The sequence below is a fragment of the Anthropogastromicrobium aceti genome, assembly GCF_020687335.1.
Taxonomy (GTDB): Bacteria; Bacillota; Clostridia; order Lachnospirales; family Lachnospiraceae; genus Anthropogastromicrobium; species Anthropogastromicrobium aceti.
Window position 1 is genome coordinate 63498 of sequence record NZ_JAJEQN010000012.1, and the last position, 19767, is coordinate 83264.

Sequence of the window (19767 nt, forward strand, 5' to 3'; positions counted from 1 at the left end):
TCAATTTAACTGTCCACAGTGTAATTTCTTATGACATTCTCTACACAAAGCTATTGTTTTGCGATTTCTTGCTATCATAAGAGCTTCCCAAAAAGTTTTACCTTGTAAATCTTTAAGCCGATGAACGTGATGAATTTCTATGGGAGTATTAGTTTTTCCGCACAGCTCACATTCTCTGGCTTTTAATCTGTCGATTAGCTTTGTACTGCTGAAATATTTAATTGTATTTGGAACTAAGTCTGCATTAGATTGAAATACTTTTTTCTGCCGTTTGAAACCTTCGTTATAAAATACTCTCATTTTCTCAAATCCTTTGGAATTACGGAATTTTACAGCAAAATCTTTACCTACTCTGAATTTTCCGATTACTTTTGAAATTGATGTTCTGTATTTTGTGCCGTAGGTTTTGTACATACTGTATTCCATAATATATTTGTAGCTGTTGATGATTGAGCTGTTATTGGCTATACAATAATAATTGTAAAATCCTCGTATCATACTGTTGTAATAATCGAGTATTTCCAAATCATCACAGTTTTTCAATCTGTATATTGCTTTTGGCTTCCAGATTTCTTTTCCATTATGGTAGATTAGCTTCATAGCACCTGTATCAATTAAATGTTTCTTGATTGTATCGCTTGAAACCTCCAGTACAATTCTGCCCATATAATTACGAACAAGCTTGCCTGTTTTATCTCTTTTGGTCAGGTTGCTATGCCGTACTCTGATTTCATAGCTGAGAAATTTCGCACTTTTTTGAGCATTGGTAATCAGCGTTTTTTCTTCCGATAACTCCAACTGTAATTTTTCATTAAGAAAATTCTTAAAATCTTCTTTGATTTTCTTACAGTCCTCTTTCGAGCCGATAACTCCGCACAGCCAATCGTCAGCATATCTGACATAAACCAGCCTTGCATATTTGTTATCCATAGGGTCACTTTGTGGAATAGTCACCCGCTCTTTTTCCAACTGCCTTATGAGTGCAATCGCACTTTCTCTTTCATAGTCGCCATTTGCATTTTTCAATGCTGTTCTGGCTTTGCTTAATTCGACTTCGTTCTTGCGGTACTCTTTTGTACGCATACGCTTTTTGCCTTTGTTAAACTTTTGGACATACTCATTTACATACTTATCAAATTTATCCAAATAGATGTTTGCAAGAATAGGACTGATAATGCCACCCTGCGGTGTTCCCGAATAAGTGTTATGAAAGGTCCATTTTTCAATATAGCCTGCGTTCAGAAATTTTCTTATCAATCGAAGAAATCTTTCGTCATTTATGCGTTCTCTTAAAATTCCAATCAGCGTATCATGGTTGATATTATCGAAAAAGCCTTTAATATCTCCCTCGATAAACCATTTCACACCCGTGAAAGTTCTTTGAATTTCATTGAGTGCCGTATGACAGCTTCTGTTTGGTCTGAACCCATGAGAGGTATTTTCAAAATGTCCTTCATAGATGGCTTCTAAAATCATTCTGATGACTTCTTGAAGCAATTTATCCTCAAAGGACGGTATTCCAAGTGGACGCATTTTTCCGTTCTTCTTTGGAATATAGGTTCTTCTTGCAGGTTTTGGTTGATAGCTTTCATCTTTGAGCGAAACTATGATTTTTCGTATTCTTTCGACACTCATACCGTCAACAGTTTGGTTGTCAGTACCTTTTGTCATACTTCCGTCATTGGAATAAATGCTTTGATAAGCGGTTAAGTACAGTTCCTCATTGTAGAGCAAACGGTATAAACGCTCGTATTTGTAATCTTTTTGGTTACTGTGTTTTGTTAAGCTGATTAACACATTTTCAGGATTTCTCATAATGTATCGCACATTATCCTTTCTATATTGTTAATGTTATAAACTGCCTTCCTTCGCCATGTAAGTGTCATTAGCACTCTCGGACTACTATGAAGGCTCCGTTACCATATCGAATATTCATAAGCCTACGCTTAATAGCTTAAGTTTTTTAAGCATCTCGACTTAGGTAATCCCCGTTTAGCACCATAATAACTATTTGGCTTGTTAGGTTGTCGGATACGACTTCCATCCTTTTATGCTTATTGCATATACGTCTCAGCCTATCTTTGCTTATGCTCCTGAGCAGCGGAACATAAGTGCTGAGATATGGCGAATAATAATTACCTTACGCCATAGTCCCGACACAGACCGTTTGGACTATCGTTCAACCAGTATGGGCTTTATCCTCATACCTAACTTTTCATCTCCCCATTCAGTCGCAGCTTGGTAATTAGCTGACTTATGGCTTTACCGACGTGCTATTTTCCCTGATATTTGGTCTCCCTCACAGGTAAATCGGTTGATGATAGGACTATAAGATACTATCCTAATACCTTGCCAAAGGTATATTTATTATGATGCCTTTACGGGCGCACGTTCCAGGTCAGACGGTTTCCAGGGGCAGTCCAGATGATGCAGTGCAAGTAATCTGTCCTGGACGTTGGTACCAGCACCGAGTTTCGGAGTGGAACCCATCAGGATTCTTACCTGCCCTGCCCTCACCTTTGCAAACAGCTCCGCTTTTCTTACTTCCGTATTGTATTCATGGATAAATGCAATCTGCTCTTTCGGGATTCCCCGTTCCACCAGCTTGTTTCTCACATCATCATAAACGTTGAACGTTCCGTCAGTTTTCGGTGTGCTGAGGTCACAGAAGATCAACTGGGTAGCCTGTGTATCTTTTCCGTCCTCCCATACCTGGAAAGCATTCTCCACACAAGCATTTACCTTGCTTTCCCCTGCATCCGGCAGCATATCATTTAAAAGCCTCTGGTCTAATGCACATTTTCTTCCGTCGTTGGTAATCTTGAGCATGTTATCTACCCTTGGATCTACTACACCGCCCCTGACTTGTTCTGCACGTTCTGAAAAGGCTTCCACCATTTCTTTCTGTTCCTCACTCGGCTTTAACACTTCATTGATATATTCTGCTTCCGGTACAGGAAGATTCAGCACGTCTGCAGTCTGAATATCCGCAGCTTCTTTAAATATGGAGATCAGCTCTGGAAGATTAAAAAAACGGGCAAATCGTGTTTTTGCACGATAACCCGTCCCTTCCGGTGACAATTCGATTGCCGTAACTGTTTCTCCAAAAGTTGCTGCCCACGAATCAAAATGTCCCATTCCCATATTCATTAAAGTATCATACTGAAGGTATCTCATAATGGTGTATAATTCAGTCATACTGTTTGATACGGGTGTTCCCGTTGCAAACGTGATTCCCTTTCCCCCGGTAATCTCATCCATGTATCTGCATTTCATAAACATATCTGAACTTTTCTGTGCATCTGTCTGTGAAATGCCTGCCACATTCCGCATTTTTGTGTATAAAAAAAGGTTTTTGTAATAATGTGACTCGTCTACAAACAGCCTGTCCACGCCTAATTGCTCAAAAGTCACCACATCATCCTTTCGTGTCTGGTCATTCAGTTTTTCCAGTTTTGCTTTCAGGGTTTTCTTTGTTTTTTCCATCTGCTTGACCGTATACTGCTGTCCCGCTTCCTCTTTTGCTGCTTCAATAGAATAGGTAATATCTGCGATCTGATCTTCCAGCAATGCGATCTGCCTTTCCCTGGAAAGCGGGATTTTCTCAAACTGGCTGTGTCCAATAATGACCGCATCATAATCCCCGGTTGCGATTCTGGAACAGAACCGTTTTCTGTTTGCAGGTTCAAAATCTTTCTTTGTTGCCACCAGAATATTTGCTCCAGGATACAAGCGTAAGAAATCGCTTCCCCACTGTTCCAGCAAATGATTCGGAACCACATAAAGACTCTTTTGTGCCAGTCCCAGACGCTTGCTCTCCATACCGGCTGCGATCATCTGGAACGTCTTGCCCGCACCTACACAGTGTGCAAGCAGGGTATTATTTCCATAAAGGATATGTGCCACCGCATTTTTCTGATGTTCCATCAGCTTAATTTCCGGATTCATTCCGACAAACTGGATATGACTGCCATCATATTCCCTTGGCCGGATGCTGTTAAACCGTTCATTATAAATTTTGCAGAGTGTTTCCCGTCGGCTCATATCCTTAAAGATCCACTCTTTAAATTCCTCCCGGATCAGTTCCTGCTTCTGCTGCGCCAGAGTAGTTTCTTTCCGGTTCAGTACCCGGTGTTCCCCATCCGCATCATGTATTGTGTCATAGATTTTTGTGTCACGCAGATTCAGTGCATCCTCCAACAGTCTGTAAGCATTTGCCCTCTGTGTTCCGTAAGTTGCGGTGGAAAGCGGGTTATTGCTGCTGTCCACGTTCTTTCCTTTTACGTTCCACTGTCCGGTCACTTCCGCATACTGTACTTTGATACGCTCATAATTGATATGCTGTCGTGGTGTATGGAATGTTTCTGCCATGAACTCTGTAATATAGTCCGGCGAAATCCATGTTGATCCAAGTCTTGCTTCAATCTCGGAAGCGTCCAGATCTTTCGGCTGTACCCGTTCCAGTGCCTGTACATTGACCATATATTCCGGATAATTCTCTGCAAACTGCTTTGCAATGTTCAGCTTCTCCCTGACATTCCCGGAAAGATATTCGTCAGATGGCTCCCACTTATCCGTAAGCGGATTCTTAAAGATAACGCCTGTAAGCTCCTCTGTGACCTCTTCTTCTGTTTTCCCGGTAAGCTGCATCATATAAGGAATATCCACTTTTGCCTTTTCCCCGATAGATACCGCCAGTGCCTCACTTGCAGTATCCACCGATGTTACCGGCTCTGCCCTGCGGATCGTCCTTTTCGTAAATATGTCTGCTTTCCGCTTCAACTCGCCCTTTTCGTCCAGAAATTCAAGGGAAGTCAAAAGGCAATAGCTGCTGTCCATGCTGAACGCTCTTTTATTTGCATTGCTGCTGAGTAATCCATACTTTGCAGTAAAGCTGTCATAAACCCGGTTCAATTCAGCCTGTAAGCTGGCAACCTCTTCATCACTGCATTCTTCCAACTGACGTTCCAGAAGCCTGTTTGTTGCATCCCGGATAGCAACCATGCCTCTGACACGCTCGCCTGTCACAACGGGAAGTTCCATCTTATTCATAACAGAATTTTCCCTGTAATAAATATCCTCTCCGACAAGTGCAAGGCTGAAATTCTTAATGTTCGGATCTGCCGGTATGGATACTACCTGTTCTTCCAGTTCTGTATCTGAAATCTCCTGCTCTGTGATGGTTCCCTGAATATGCTGTACCGCTTCTTTTAACTGTTCTGCCAGATCTGCTCCCTCTTTTTCCTTTACCGTCACTTCCTGTTTTCCGTACTGGGTACTTTCTGTTGTGAAATCCCCAAGCACCATTTCCGGATGGTCTGCAAAATAGGAATTGACTGTATAGCCTTCTGATGTGGTTTTTAACCATACCCAGTCTGGCTCTGTGATCGCAGCCCTGTCCCTTTTCTGGAAAAACAGAATATCCGCAACCACACTGGTATTAGCATTTCTCTGGAAAGCATTGTTCGGTAAGCGGATCGCCCCAAGCAGATCTGCCCGATTTGCAAAATATTGTCGGACTTCCGGATTCTGCTTATCCATCGTACCGCTTGATGTGACAACTGCCACCACTCCGCCCGGACGTACCAGGTCTAAGGATTTTGCAATAAAATAATCATGGATCATAAAATGGTATCGGTCATATTTGCGGTCACTGACCTGATATGCCCCAAACGGTACATTTCCAATCACACAGTCAAAAAAGCTGTCCGGGTAACTGGTTCCCTCAAATCCCTGTACTGCAATCCTGTTCTTCTGGTAAAGCTGTTTTGCAATCTGCCCGGAAACCGGATCAAGCTCCACGCCGTACATATTTGTGGCACTCATGCTTTCCGGTAAAAGTCCCATAAAGTTACCTACTCCACAGGACGGCTCCAGGATATTTCCCTGCTTCAGTCCCATGTTTCCAAGTGCTTCATACATAGCCTTGATGACCGTCGGAGAAGTATAAAAGGCATTCAGCGTTGATGCCCTTGCTGCACTGTATTCTTCTGGCGTAAGGACTTCTTTTAACTGCGTATATTCCTCTGCCCAGGCACTGTTTCTTTCTTCAAAAGCCTGTGGAATACCGCCCCATCCAACATATCTTGACAACTCTTCCTGTTCTTCCGGTGTTGCCAATCTCTGATCCTGTTCCAGTTCTTTCAGCAGCCTGATAGCTTCCATATTTGCTTTAAACTTTGCTTTCGGACCGCCAGCACCAAGGTTATCGTCCGTAATATGGAAATTATGAGGTTCCTGTTCCTGCACCTGTTCATTCTGCAGATATGGTAAAAATTCTCCCTCATAACCAAACAGTTCATTCTCCCCTGGAATATAATTTCGTCCGGTTTCCATACACCGGAAAATATCAGCTTTTGATGAACCACTTGCTTCGTAGAATCCTGCATAGGAATATAAAATATCATCTTCTCGCTCGTAAGCAGTCAAATGTAATTCTGTATTTCCCCTCGTCTGGTTTACCAGTTCTTTTCCTTCCAGACCTTGAGGAAGAACACCCACTGCTTCAAAATGATACCCCTGATATTCAAATACATTCTCGTCCCACTGTTCCTGTACAACTACATCTTCTGACTCAAATTCTGATTCTTGTAAATCCAATTCCTGTCGTACTCTGGTAATTTCTTCTGGATTCATGACATGATCTGTATATGGCTCGATCATATCCTCCTGCCATCTGCCATTATCATTCCAGATTTTTTCCGAAATGTCAGAAACCAACTGCATCTGTTCCGGTGAAAAGTCTGGATTCAGTACTGGTTCTAACATACGCTCCTGTTTAGCCAGCTTTCGGATAACAGCCATCTGTTCCTCGGAAAAATCCTCTACAGATTTTCCAACTGTATCCATACTGTCATAAATCAGTTCGCCTACACGACTTTTTAATACATAATCATCCTCATAAAAGCCATCTTCCCACAATTCTTTTGCTTCTTCAAAGGACATATGAGGATCTGCCTCTGGTTCTTCATTCTGTATCTCTTCCGCTTCTGCAGTCGATTCTTCTACTTCCAGTTCTTCCGTAGGTTCCTCTGATTCAGAATTACTCATAATGTCAAATAAAGACATCTGGTATCCTGTCAAGCCTTCCGTCTGCTCCGGCACTTCCTGTGTTGGGAAAATCGTATAGCTGCCCTCCACATACTGATGCACTTCTGTTAAGAGCTGTAATTTCTTCTCATAAGTTTCATTCACTGCTTCAAAATCCAATGGCAGCATTGCCAGCGCATCGTCCATCGCCTGTAACAGTTTCTGTGTCTGCTCCGAATCATTCAGCATAACGGGTAATTCTTTTCTTGCCTCTTCATTGAAGAAATCCTGTTTAAATGGACGCTCAATTTCTTCTGGAAGCCTTGCATAAAAGCTGATCACTTTTCCTGCAATTCGTTTTCTTTCATAATCTGGCATACGTGAATAATCAGCGGAACGTAAGAACTGCTGGTTATCAATCAGGTAGCCAACTCTTTTCGCCACTTTTGCCCAGGGAAGTAACACCGAAGTATCCGGATTTCCAATCTCTCCTCTCTTCAGTTGCAAACCTTTTCCATCATAATCTGCATAGGAATTGTCTGCGCCACATAAAGCATGGCTCTGACCGCCTATCCCATATTTTTCCTTGATAAAATCTGTCCTTGCCTTATCATCTTCATTCAGAAGATAAAAAGAATAGGTAGAAAGCCTTCCATCCGAATACGGACCTCCACCGGCAAGAAAGGCATCTATTTCATCCTGAGTAATAAATACCTTATGTTCCTGCCATGCGGATTCATCTCTGGCATTGTATGGAATTACTTCTGCAGCAAATTTCTGAAATTGACCGGATATTCTGATTGGATTATAGGTGCGGAACCGCATAATGCTTTTATCTTCCTCATAAGCCATTGCCATTCCTTCCAGACGCTCGTTCAGATCTGCTAGCCACTGCGGATCTGTCAGCTTTTCTTCCAGATAATCAGTAATTTCCGGATAAATACTGTGAAGATGTGGTAAATCCTCTTCATCAAAGACAAGTTCAGCTACACCCTCTGCCATATCCGCTTTCATATAGGCAAGTGCCTGGGCATGTTCCTTTATCGCATTCTCCCTTGCAACATCAAGTACGGACTGCGGTGCATACTCGCCTTGTTTCAAAAGCTGATGGATACGGCCACTCACATCTTCCCAGGACAAAAACGCCTTATCCAGAATCTGATCGGTAACGGTATGCCCTACTGCAATCTGCAATCCCGTTTCGTCAAACCAGACAGAATATTCCATGCCATTGATTTCAAAACCCTTTCCACCAGTTCCATACTCCCGCTTCACAAACTCTGTATATTCTTCCGGTGTCTGTTCACTCATAAAATTATAGATAATACGAAGCTGGCTTTTACTTCGGTTTCCCCCGGTTCTTAAAACCTCATCAACTACCTCACTTGGAATAGCGATCTCCCCAGCATAGATGGCAGCTATTCTATTTTCAATTTCCCTTTTCTGTTCATTTACAGATGAAAGTTCGGGTAAAGATAAAGCAGAGGCAATTTCTTCCTCTGCTTTACTTAACTGATCTTCACTTGTATCTTCAATTAGCTGTATACCAATTCCATCAAGATGCTCTCTTCCGCTGTTGCCATCAGACTGTTCATATGGGCTGTCCACGCCATCGGGTTCTCCTCTTTCGACGGTGCCGGATTCTTCTCCAAGAGTTTCTCCATCTGCACTTCCAATCTCTTCTGTGCTGTTTTCTCGATCTCCTCCAGATGACGGTTCAGTTTCCCAGTCAGCAACAGGCTCTGATACAGGCTGTTCTTGTGTTCCTTCAGAAATGTCCTCCGCAGCATTCCGTATTTTCCGATCTGTGCTTCTGTCTCCTGGATTGTCAGATTCGGAAACAGATAATCCCCTTTGCGATGATATGTCAGTTCCATGCTCATTTCCTCCTTCATTTTCCTGTGGATATTTGTTTTCTATGATTCTGTTGTTATTCCTTTCGCTTTCACGAATTAACGTGTTAAATTTATTATAATTCCTTTCTTCCGAATTTTCAATACCCTTTTTCATTTCTTCTAATGAAATACGGTGTACAAATCTTCCAATATCCACTAGCACAGACTCACTGGCCATGCTCGTTGCATTTCCAATAAATGTCAGCACTGATAAACTGTTATAGTCTGTGATATGTACAAAGTCCATTTCTTCCTGCCGTTCCAACGGATCAAGCCCACATCTGGAAGCCAGCGTATAATAAATGCTGTCTGTCAACAGACTGCGAAATTCGCTGCGGATGGTATCTTCTTCCAGCTCCTCCAGGTACGTTCCTTCTGTCACATACGTCAATCCATCCAGATATTCATCCAGGTTTTCTTCCACCATGTATTTTGCTGTTGCCATCAGTGCATCAGAAAGATTGCCTGCATCCTTAGCTTCCAGTCCATAAACTTCTTCTAAATGGTTTAACAAAACATCCTGTTGTTTCTCCTGCAACTGCCAAAAATAAGGTGTTCTTCCACCTTTTACCTTATGAGTATCCTGAATATCAAATACATACCGGAGTCTTGTTTTCTGCATGGTTTCATCTAAAAGAGCGATTCCCTTTGCTCCTCGATTTACCCACCGCAGCATTTTTTCATTCCATAATTCCAGAGAAGCACAGGCAGTTGCTTTTGGACGCTGTGCGTGGATCAAAAGCTGATCCATAAATGGATACCTATACAGTCTGGCTGCAGTATCCAGATAATTCATCCAGTCTCTCGGTGAACTGCTGATACGGGTTGCATGATATTCTGCAAGTCCCCGTATCTCATCTAAATGAGCCATAAATCATTCCTCCTTCCATCTGTGCTTCATTTCTTCTTTTTAGGAAACTCAAGACTGAATCTGGCTTTTTCATCTTCCACTCCTAGTACCAGGTCGGCATCAAATTTGCTGTCTTTTTTCTTGGAATACAATCCTTTCACATGGGTACGCCCCTTTTTCAGAAGCTCCACCGCCATCTTTTTATCCATCGACTTTTTCATACTTTCCAGAAAGCGGTTCGACTTCCACAGAGCAAACTGACAGTTTCTGTCAGAGCAGTAATAATTGGTCTTACCCTCATATACATCAGAACCGCATACCGGGCATTTCCCGATTACTTCCTTTGCAGTCTGAAAACGGTTCCGTTCTTCTTCCGAAATTGCCCTGCACATAGAAAGAATCTCATTAATCATGAATACAATCCCATTCATAAATTCATCTTCCTGGATTTCCCCCTTTTCCATCATCAGAAGCTGATTCTCCCATTCTGCTGTCAGGCCTGCAGATTTCAGATTCTCCGGCATTACATGGATCAGCTCACATCCTGCTACGGTAGGAAGAATCTGTTTTCCTTTACGTTCCGCATAACCGGAAGATACCAGCTTCTCGATGATATTCGCTCTGGTTGCCGGTGTCCCAAGTCCTTTTTTCTCTGTTTCAGAATCAAATTCCTTATTCCCCGCTGTTTCCATTGCTGCAAGCAAGGTATCTTCGGTAAACATCTTCGGCGGGGATGTATAATGGGTACTCTTCTCTGCTTTCACAGGAACAAGAGTCATTCCTTCCTCATATCCTTCTGGAAGTTCTGTCTTATTATCTGGTTCATCAGATTTCTTATCCTTCACACAATATTTCCGAAAGGCTTCTTCCACTTCTTTGAAGCCCATCTGCACAGGCAGCTTTCCTTTCGCAGTAAATTCATGTTCTTTGCACTGTACGGAAATTTCTGTCTGCTCATAAAGGTACTCTTCCCCTGTTGCCTGAACAAGCTGCTGTCCGATCAGCATCAGCAGATTTTTCTTTCCACCGGAAAGTCCTCCCATGCCTTTTTCCATTGCTTCTTTTGTCGGCAGGATTGCATGATGATCAGATACCTTTGCATTATTAACCACACGATCTATGTTTCCCCTAATCTGTCCAGATTCCAGAAACGGAAGAAAATCTGTCATGCCTTCGGCAAGCATTTTTACCGTTTCTTTCATATCCTCGGTTACATACTGACTGTCTGTTCTCGGATAAGTAACCATCTTTTCTTCATACAGTTCCTGCAGCATATCCAATGTTTTCTGTGCAGTGTATCCGAAAAATCGGTTTGCTTCCCTCTGCAGACTGGTCAGGTCATAAAGTTTGGGCGGAGAAGTCTTTTTCTGTTCTCTTTTCACTCTGGTCACAACAGCTTCTGTTCCATCACAGAGTTTTCTTAATTCTTCCGCTTCTGTTTCAGACTGAATATTTTCTGAAATTACCGCAAGCCTTCCATCTGACAGGGAAACCTTATAATAGGCTTCTTTCTTGAAATGCTCAATTTTCTCTTTTCTTTCCGTCAGCATAGCAAGCGTTGGTGTCTGCACTCTGCCAACTACCAGACGTTTTAAATATCTGGTTGTGTAAGCTCTCGTTGCATTCATTCCGATCAGCCAGTCTGCCTGTGCCCTGCATACCGCAGCATTACAAAGACCTGCATAGTCTCTCCCGTCATTTAAGGACTGAAATCCTTTCTGAATGGCTTCATCTTCCATTGAACTGATCCACAGACGCTTCACTGGTTTCTGACAGCCTGCCAGATCATAAACTCTTTTAAAAATCAGTTCTCCTTCTCTTCCGGCATCACAGCCATTCACCAGATATGCTACATCTGCCCGGTTCATCAGGCTGCATATCACATCAAACTGCTTCTTTTTATCCTCTGATACCTGAACTTTCCATACTTCCGGAATAATCGGTAAATCCTCAAACTGCCATTTTGCATATTTTTCATCATAGATTTCCGGTGGAACATACTCTGCCAGATGCCCCAGACACCAACTAACAATGCAACTGTTCCCCTCCAGATACCCGTCCTTTCTCTGATAAGCAGATAAATTTTTTGCAAGACTCTGTGCCACACTTGGTTTCTCTGCAATCACTAAAAATTTCGCCATATTTTCCTCCTGTTCCTGTCAAAAAGGCAGTCCATAAAGAACTGCCCTTTCTCCATACCTTATGCTTTTTTGTTATTTCTGCTGATCTTCCGCATTTTCTTCATCTTCATTGATGTAACTGTCATCAGCAAATTCCAGACCTTCCTCTACAATACCGTCCTCTTTTTTCTTTCGAAATTTACTTAAAGCAAAAGCAGCTAAACCGCCGAATACCAGTACAATGCCGCCACCCAGGACTGCAGAACCAAACATTTTATTACCACTGGATTCCGGTTTTACTTCTGTTTCTGGCTGTACGGTAGTTTCCGGTTCTGGTGTTGTGGTTATTTCCGGAAGAACAACTGCAGATTCCTCTTTTTTCTCGGTTTCCTCATTTTCATCTAAGAACTCTGCCAGATCCTGTTCATCTACCAGTGACATCATGTACACATTTTCAGAAGTACCGGAACGATCAATAACCATATAAAAGGTATTTCCATTCTTTGTCTGGACAGTCAGAAACTGCTTGGAGCTGTCATTCTCCTTATCATCCACAAGTTGTCCGTTTCCCGGCGTGGAAAATGGTGTTCCCTCTGTGGCAGGCTGCTCCGTCGGCTGTTCTTCTATCACCTGTTCCGCAGTTTCAGCCTGCTCTGCGTTTTCATTTGCCTGTGCAAAAGCGGTCACACTGGCAGAACCAATCAGCATCGTTGCCGACAGCATAATCATTAAAACTTTTTTCATTACTTTATTCTTCATCTTCCAAATCCTCTCTTTCTTCTATCAGTCCGGTTGACATTTCGCTATCCATATTTTCTTCTTTCTTTATACCTGTTTCAGAACTATCCATAGAAAGATTGCCCTCTTCATCAAACTGCATGGTAACTGTTCCGTTCTGAATTCCATCCAGAAAAGTCAGCATCTTTCGGCTATCCATTTTCATGGAACGGATTGCCTTAATGATTTCTGCATCTTCCATCTGCTTTTTCTGGATTCTCAGTTGCCTTACATGCTCCTGCAGTTCCAGAATCTTGTTTTCAGTTTTCTGAATGTCATCCAGAACCTTTTTTAATCGCATATTCATCTCTTGTTCGCTCCCTTCTAGTGAAGTCTGCCAAATGCCATAAAATGTTGCTGCCAGTAAGAACTTGCAATGCTTGTATACTGAATCGGATTTCCACAATGAATCATCATGTTATTTCCTACATAAATTCCAACATGGCTCGCTCCCGGCGTATCATAAGTTCCCTGGAAAAAAATCAGATCGCCCGGCTTTGCATCAGATGGAGATACATAGGAACAATAAGAACGAAGTCCGTCCGCTGTTGCTCTTCCCACGTTCCATCCATTTCCGCAGTTATTGATTACCCAGCATACAAAACCAGAACAATCAAAACTGGTAGATGGCGATGCACCGCCCCAGACATACGGATAGCCCAGATATTTTTCCGCTTCCTGGATCATCTTGGCAAACTGCGGATCTGAAAGTGCTTCTGCCGGAATATCGTATCCAAAGCCTGCCCCACCTGTCGGAATCTTGTTAAGGTCAAACAGGTAATCACGATTTCCATAGTATTTGTTATAAGCGTCATACTGCTCCTGCTCTTTATCTGTCATACGGTTTCTTAAAACGGCATCCAGGTTATGGTTGGTAAGTGTTACATCCAGCCGGTTTACTTCTCTTGTTGTAGTTACTTCCACCTCCTGGCTTCCATTACTGTCTGCTATGTATGCTTCCCAGGTCTGGTGCCCATGTGCTGATGCAGAAGCGTGATCGCTGTAAAATACATCAAACTGAACACCATAGCTTGCAAATGCTCCTGTATCTTCTACTACATATTCCACTCCATTCATAACAACATGGGTTCCCATTGGCACAAATGGATTGGAAGCATCCACCGCAATCGTGTGATTTGCCTGTGGATATGCTCCACTTGCAGTCGGGCCTCCACTCCACTGCCCGCAACAAATCGGACAGTTGCAATATCCACTGGTCACAACCTGTCCCAGCGATTCTCCAACCCTGACAGTTTTCTTTTCTGTTACAGTTTCTCTTGTCGAATCTGTATATAAGCCATACTGCTCCCTGAAAATATCCTGAATCTCGTCTGCAACCTCAGCATAGGTAAAACCGCCATACTTGACTGTCAGATAAGAAATAAGCTGATACGGATTGTGTCCGATCTCATCAATCTGGAACTGGAACTCATCGTAGTCAGAATGACTTGCTTTCATCTGGTTAATCTGTTCATTCAGTGCATTTTCCAAGGCTACATAAGCATTTTCCGCAGCATAAATATCCTCGTCCTCACTGGAATAACTGGTAGAAATAATGGCATTGGAACCACCCTGGAATAATGCTGCACAGCTTGAAAGACTGGTTGTCATCAATGCAAACAGCAGAATCAGAACTCCTATGGACAGGAGGATATTTCTGTTCTGTGCCACGATCTCCTTAACCGCAGCCTTGGCTTTCTCCGTAAATCGCTGTGCATTTACAAGAACTGCATCTTTCGCAGCCTTTCCCTGTTTCGCAGCCTGATATTGCTTCTGGTAACGCTTTTTCTGCAGTAATTTCTTTAATGCAGACTGTTTCTTCTGCTCTGCTTCTTTCTGAACCGCCTTTTTTGCTTCATTGGAAACACTGGTACCAAACTGCAAACGGGATTTTTCTGTTTCTTCCAGAACAGATTCCCTTAACCGATTATTTCTCTGTCGTTTTTCTTTCAACCGTTCCCGAACGTAAATTGACTTTCTTGCAAGACTTTCTCCCGCAAGTTCCATCTGATCTGCTGCATCAAGAGCAGCATTATCATCGGTATCCTCTCTGATTTTTTTCTGACCATAGGCAGATACCGTTTCTGAAACAACGGTTGCTCCCTTTCTTGCCATTCCGCTACCGGGAATCATACCTTTACTTTCATCTTCAAAGGAAAGACGGGATTTTGATTTTTTCTGTTCTTTTAGCGTCTGTTCCCTTTTCGTCTTTCCTTTAATCTCTTCCCGAAAATCTTCCATTGATTTTTCATCAACTTCTGACTTTTCATGGTAGCATTTCTGTTCTTTCGCTGCATAAGCTACAACCATCTTTTTCTTTCGGCTCTGCCTGTCCGGTTCCGATGTTTCAGCATCACGTCCCGGATGTCCCCGGATACTCTCTTTACGAAGTCTGGAACGTGAAACAGACGGAGATTTCTTCCCGCCTGCTTTATCATCACTCATTTCTGAGTTTTCCATTTCTTCCGCTTCTGCAAGTTCTTCCTGTTCCAGAAAAGCGTGTTTGGACTGCAGTCTGTGTTTTCCTTCTTTCACTCCCTCAACTGTTTCTTCTGCAGTATGAGTTTTTCTGACCTTTCCAAAGTCCAGCTCCTGTTCCCTGTGTCCGGCTGTTTTCTTCTCATCTGCCTCACGCCCGGTAATCCGCTTTTCCTTTTTACTGCGGAGATTTTTTTCCCGGAGTCCATCCCGGCTCATCTTCTGGACAGTCTTGTCCCTTGCTTTATATTCATGCTCCTGCATGGTCATCATCTCCTGATCTATGGTAATTTTCCGTTATTTTTCTTTGCAACCAGTACCATACGCCCATTTTTCTGGGAATACTCACAGGTAGACAGTGTAAGTACCTTATCTCTGTATTTTGCTGTTGTTCCTGTCTGATAAAGTGATTTTTCCTTAACGGAAGCAACAAATTTTTTATAATCCTCCACTGTTCCCGCTTTGATAAAACTGTAATAATCAAAATCATTCCCTGTATAAACGGGTGTTGTAAATGCTGCAAATATCTGATACTGTTCATTTCCCCATATCGTGCGGAACAGGATTGTCGGATGTTCTTCGTAAAATCCTTCGTCCTTATATTTTTCAAGGTCAGCAAACATCTTTCCACTGTTCATGTGATGTCCATATATGATCAGATTGTCCGAATTTCCTGGTACACATTCCTCTGCCAGAAATAAACAACCATTTGCAGAATATTCCCCGTTAAAATCCCGATGCAGATAATAATTTTTATCTCCGGGCCGGTACATGACCGGATAGTCTATTCTCGTTCCATCAATGGTCAGCCAGCCAATACAATCCGGATTTTCTTCATGCAATGCCAAAATTCCAGCATCTATCTCTATCAAAGAATCGCCGGAAGCATCTTCTTCCGATTCATCCTCTCTTTTCTGCATTAGCTCCTGCAGTTCCTGCTGTAACTGATTATCCTGTCTTTCCTGCATAAAAAATCCAATTAAGAAATACAGACTGATCGTAAGCAATATAACAGATATAGAAAGTAACAATCCTGCCACCCATTTTCTCATGCTCTGCTGTCACCCCTTTAACTATCGTCTCTGCCTTTGATGCCGAGTTTTTCACGCTTCTCTACATCTTCTGGTTTCGATGACATTAACGCATAAAGCATAAGGGTATTATCGAATCTGTCCTTAAATGGAATAATTGTATTTCCATAAAAAATCAGACCTTCTCCCTCTCCACTGTTTGTTACATAAGAAAGCTGGTGTGGTGAAATATTGAGCTGCTTTGCCAAAATCTGCCTGTCACCGGATGCCTGGTTAAGCATCAGGATAAAATCTGAGTTTTCAAAGATATTCTCGATCTCCCTTGATGCAAGCAGATCTTTTACGTTCTGCGTGATACCAGTCGGAATACCGCCCCATTTACGGAATCTTTTCCAAATTTCCACACTGTATGCTGCTGTCTGTTCCTCTTTCAACAACAGATGGAACTCATCAATATAATATCTGGTGGATTTATGAGCAGAACGGTTGACTGTTACCCTGTTCCAAACCTGATCCTGAACAATCAACATGCCAAGTTTTTTTAACTGTTTACCAAGGTCTTTAATATCGAAACATACCAAACGATTGTTCAGTTCTACATTTGTGCGGTGATTAAACACCTTCAGGGAACCATTTACATAGATTTCCAGTGCCGTTGCCAGCCGCTGCGACTCAGCCTCTTCCTGTTTGCGAAGCAGATTATATAGATCTTCCAGGATTGGCATTTTCTCCGGAACCGGATCTGAAAGATAGTCCTGATATACCAGACGCACACATCGGTCAATGATTGTTTTTTCCACTGGTTCCAGACCGTTTTTTCCTCCTACTACCAGTTCACAAAGCGAAAGGATAAAATCTGATTTCAACGATAGCGGATCGTCATCATCCGCATAATTGATGTTAATATCCATTGGATTGATGTAATCATGACTGGTCGGAGAAATACGGATAACCTGCCCGTTAAATGCCCGGACTAACGGAAAATATTCACCCTCCGGATCACAGATAATAATGTCGTCTTTTGTGACAATAAATACATTGGTAATCTCTCTTTTTGCCGCAAAGGATTTACCAGATCCAGGAGTACCAAGTATCAGACCATTGGGATTTTTCAGCTTTTTCCGATCTGCCATGATTAAGTTATTAGACAGGGCATTTAACCCATAATAGATAGATTCCCCACCCATAAACAGTTCCTGCGTCGTAAATGGGACAAAAATAGCTGTCGATGTGGTAGTCAATGCCCGCTTGATCGGAATCCAGTTTCTTCCAAGCGGCAAACTGCTCATAAGGCCCTGCTCCTGCTGATAGTCCAGTCTTTTTAATGCACAATTGTATTTCTGTGCAATACCTGCCGTCTGAAATACCACATTTTCCAGCTCCTGTTTATTTTTTGCTGTATTTAAAAACACCACAGTCACAAGAAACATTCTTTCATTCCTTGACTGTAAATCTTCCAGAAGTCTTTTCGCTTCCCCACCGTATGTATTCAGGTCAGACGGTATAATATCCATATCATATCCGGAGCGTACCGCTTTTTTCTGTTCCTCAATTTTCATGCGGTTAATATCCGTAACCTTACTTTTGACCAATTTGATCGCTTTCATCTGGTCGATGGACTGGATATGCAGATTAACAAGCAGGTTACAGTCCATTTCCAGAAATTCAGCAAGCATTTTATCCGTCAGCTCTGGTGCCAGTATCTGCAGATAGGATACTGCTCCGATGGTATCTCCCATCTGAAAATCCTTTCCATTTTTGAACAGGAAACTGGATGGAGCAATATAATCCTTTGTATTCAGCCCGGTACGCAGCATATCATCATAGCTGAACTTGAATGGCACTTTGACATTCTGGTTGAATGTTTCATACATGATCTGCAAACGCTCTACCCCATTTAACGGATATGCAGATACCCCAAAAACCTTAAAATTATTGAGTATATCTGTTTCGATACGTTCCAGTTTTGGTTTTGCCTCCCGGATATTGTCAGCTTCAATTCCAAATGTAATGTACTTGGTTCTGACAAGACCATTATTTCCCTTTGCCAACTGATTTCTGAGCATCTGGGCAAATTCCATACGCAGATCATCAAAACTGTCATTCTGCTTTTTAATACGGATCACATCTTCATATTCCGTCATGTTGCTGTGATGATTGATAAAGGACAACTGAAAATGGATGGTGCTGTCAAAATAATTCAGGAAATCACACCAGTTCTCAAAAATTGCATTTTTATCCTCATTCTGTGCTAACTGATAGTTGATATCATAAAAACGAATCGTCTTTGAATAATACCCATCCTCCACACGACAAATTCCGTCTTTTCCCATTTCCCTGTATGGAATGGACTGCTGTGCGGTAATATTTTTCCCTTTATTTCTATCTTCTTTATTCGTACTGGATATTTTCTTTACAGTACCTTTCTTTCCGCTGGATTTTACAGAACCCGGCGACTTTGTCTTTTTTTTATGCTTTTCTTCTTTCTTTGCCTGTTTCTGTGCCGCCTTTTCTTCACGAACAGCCTGTTTTGCCGCCTGCTTCGCAAGTTTTCTTTCTTCTTTTTCGTGTGCCTTATGTAATTTCAGTTCATATTTCTGGGCTTTTTTCCAAGCACGTTTTTCCCGTCTGCTTAATTTACGTCTTGGTCTGCGGACACCTCGGTGTCGCTCCAGTGCTTCATACCCAGTAACCATCGGTACTCCCGTCAAACGCTGTCTGTCCTTTGCATAATCTTCTGCCTCGTCCGGATCAAACACTGGTAAACCATCAGCAGAATCCTCTTCATCCAGCCACCAGTCATCCGGATGGGAAAATTCTTCTGTCTGCTCTGGAAGATTCTTATCGTTTCTTACTTTTTCCACGAACGGTACCTCCTTTCGCTTTTGTCAAAATTTTCTTTTTTTCATAGAGGTTTTCCACCTCATATTTCCGTACCGAGGGACGGATAAATTTTACTGTAATCACGTTTTTGAGGACTTTTTCTAAAGGAAGTCCATCTTTTTCATACATGGCAAATAAAAAAGCCGGAAGCATCAACAGACACATCCCGGTTGCCGCATTACTCGAACCAATCAATTCCCTTGACAGGAAATAAAACGGAAGCCCTACTGCTGCTGCAATACCAAGGCAGATAAGCTGTCGTTTTGTAAGGTTGAGAATAATTTTATTTTTTACTTTTGTCAAATCTTTTGGTACTGATACAAAAGCCATTTTTATCGTCTCCTTTTCTACATTTAATGTGCATTAAAGATGCTCTTTGAGAAATTACCTGTTTTCATAAGACTGAAACACAGTATTACTGTATAAGCCATTACACTGAGCAGTGCTGTATGCACATTGTCTGATACCTGTATGTTTGCAACCAGCACAGAATAAATGCCCACACACACCATGATAAAAAATCCCTGAAATGCCAGTGCAAACAATCCTCTTAAATAATTGCTTCCAATCTGTCCCCATTCCCGGTTGCTCATAGTGGCAAATGGAATCGCACCGATTGACGAATACAGTAGGGTAAGAACCCGGCGCCTTGCCATATTGCTATGGTAGGTTTCCGAGAACTCCCCTCCGAACCGGACTTACAC

9 protein-coding genes and 1 pseudogene are annotated in these 19767 nt (G+C 42.2%); all 10 read right to left on the bottom strand.

The features are described from left to right. Nucleotides 1-1827, bottom strand: coding sequence for a reverse transcriptase domain-containing protein (locus LKD48_RS06560; RefSeq protein ID WP_331466810.1), 1827 nt, complete (start codon nt 1825-1827; stop codon nt 1-3). 540 nt (nt 1828-2367) lie between these two features. Then, nucleotides 2368-9795: a helicase-like domain-containing protein gene (locus tag LKD48_RS06565; protein ID WP_331466811.1), complete on the bottom strand. Its 7428-nt coding sequence runs from the start codon at nt 9793-9795 to the stop codon at nt 2368-2370. A 26-nt stretch (nt 9796-9821) separates the two neighbouring features. Further along, nucleotides 9822-11915: a type IA DNA topoisomerase gene (locus tag LKD48_RS06575; RefSeq protein WP_308731544.1), complete on the bottom strand. Its 2094-nt coding sequence runs from the start codon at nt 11913-11915 to the stop codon at nt 9822-9824. Nucleotides 11916-11987: 72 nt separating this feature from the next. Continuing rightward, complete coding sequence (locus tag LKD48_RS06580) at nt 11988-12653, bottom strand: CD1107 family mobile element protein (protein WP_227190457.1); 666 nt, start codon at nt 12651-12653, stop codon at nt 11988-11990. Continuing rightward, nucleotides 12643-12978: a DUF4315 family protein gene (locus LKD48_RS06585; protein ID WP_118401259.1), complete on the bottom strand. Its 336-nt coding sequence runs from the start codon at nt 12976-12978 to the stop codon at nt 12643-12645. The genes LKD48_RS06580 and LKD48_RS06585 overlap by 11 nt, the downstream gene beginning before the upstream one ends. 17 nt (nt 12979-12995) lie before the next feature. After that, nucleotides 12996-15413, bottom strand: a complete 2418-nt coding sequence (locus LKD48_RS06590) for a CD1108 family mobile element protein (RefSeq protein ID WP_308731545.1) — start codon at nt 15411-15413, stop codon at nt 12996-12998. Nucleotides 15414-15430: 17 nt separating this feature from the next. Beyond that, a complete protein-coding gene (gene srtB / locus LKD48_RS06595) occupies nt 15431-16201 on the bottom strand; it encodes a class B sortase (RefSeq protein WP_308731546.1) in 771 nt (256 codons plus the stop codon). 17 nt (nt 16202-16218) lie between these two features. Then, entirely contained in the window at nt 16219-18876 is a 2658-nt protein-coding gene (locus LKD48_RS06600; protein ID WP_408628572.1) for a VirB4-like conjugal transfer ATPase, CD1110 family, read from the bottom strand. Between the two features lie 145 nt (nt 18877-19021). Then, nucleotides 19022-19393: a PrgI family protein gene (locus LKD48_RS06605; RefSeq protein ID WP_308731548.1), complete on the bottom strand. Its 372-nt coding sequence runs from the start codon at nt 19391-19393 to the stop codon at nt 19022-19024. Between the two features lie 23 nt (nt 19394-19416). Next, nucleotides 19417-19692: pseudogene (locus LKD48_RS06610) on the bottom strand (VirB6/TrbL-like conjugal transfer protein, CD1112 family); the annotation flags it as partial. Between the last annotated feature and the right edge of the window lie 75 nt (nt 19693-19767).